The sequence below is a fragment of the Paenibacillus sp. 01T422 genome, assembly GCF_056398785.1.
The window spans coordinates 1-1,436 of the sequence record NZ_JBFTQB010001225.1; the positions used below are offsets into that span (position 1 = coordinate 1).

A 1,436-nucleotide genomic window follows, 5' to 3' on the forward strand; every position below is an offset into this window, starting at 1 on the left:
GAATAAAGCATAGAGAGGTAGGTTGAAACAACAATGTTGAAAAAAATGATCGCATCCACCGCTATGGCCACCGCGATACTGGCACCTGTTTTACTTGGAGCCCCGGTTCAAGCCATTGAAAATACATCTGATTACACCGTCGTCAAATCATTTCCGCTATCTCAGAATACAAGCGAATCTCCGTATTTGGAAGCTGGCAATCTTATGGTACCGGTTCGCGAAATCGCCCAAGGTCTCGGTTGGGATGTCACATGGGACGGCAATTCGCAAGAAGTCAAGCTCGTCAAAGGAAATAGTGTTATTCGGCTCGTTCTGAACAGGACCCACGGAACAATCGGCGACTATGAGCCCTTTTTGCTGACGACGCCCGTCGTTTTGAAGAATGATATTTCCTTCGCTCCACTCAGGGTACTGGCTGCCAGAATGGGGGCGGAGACGTTATGGGATTCCCAGACTAGCACGGCGTCAATCACGATCCCAAATCAATCGCACCAAAATCCACTTACCTTCGATTTCAGCAAGGATAACGGAGGATGGGAAACCGGCGTCGCTGATCTCCCAGTCGCCTATCAAGACCAGGATTACCGCATAAATGCTAAAGTAGATACGGTTAACCTGAACGACGGCACCAAAATAAACGGCATGATGCTAAGCGGAATGAACCGCAGCGATGACCTTTTCATGTTTATGTCCAAAAAGCTGGACGGTTCCGCTGGTTTGAAACCGAATACTGAATACGAAGTAAATTTACGTTTCGACCTGGCCACCAGCGAAGCTGAGAGTTCCATGGGAATCGGTGGCGGTCCCGCCTCTTCAGTATTCGTGAAAGCCGGCGTAGTTGACCGAGAGCCTTCTGTCATAGAAGACAGTACTTATGCGAATACGCCTTACTATCGCCTGAATCTTGACAAAGGCAACCAATCAACCGACGGCAAAGATGTAGCTCTTCTTGGAAACATCGCCAAACCAGACGCTGAGAAAAGTGGGTTCCAACTGAAAAGCTTCGAACGTACGTTCACTGTGAAAAGCAACGCTGCCGGCGAATTATACGTCATAATTGGTACGGATTCCGGGTACGAAGGGTTACAAACACTCTATTTTACTAACATCGATTTAACCCTAGTTCCTAAGAACTAACAATCTCTGCCTCAATAGAAAAGAAGAACGGATAAGACCGCCAATGGTATGATTTGGCGGTCTTATCTTTTTGATCTCATTTTATCTCTACTCACCCATGTTCGCTTAACGATTTGTCATCCCCATTAATTTCTTGTATCAACCCCTCGCCTAATTGAAATAATGTACTATGCACGACATGAAACAGAGGTGAGAATATTGGAGAAATACAGGATTGATCCGAGCAAAGGGTTGGAGTTCGGCATCTATACATTAGGCGACCATCTCCCTAATCCACACACTGGAAAACGTATTTCTGC

The 1,436-nt window shown here is 46.4% G+C and carries 1 protein-coding gene; it reads left to right on the plus strand.

Translation table 11 applies throughout. From position 1 onward, the window contains the following. Positions 1-33: 33 nt before the first annotated feature. Positions 34-1,137 carry a copper amine oxidase N-terminal domain-containing protein gene (locus AC1DUA_RS37435; RefSeq protein WP_477504544.1) on the plus strand — a complete coding sequence of 368 codons (1,104 nt, stop codon included), beginning with the start codon at positions 34-36 and terminating at the stop codon, positions 1,135-1,137. Positions 1,138-1,436 lie beyond the last annotated feature (299 nt).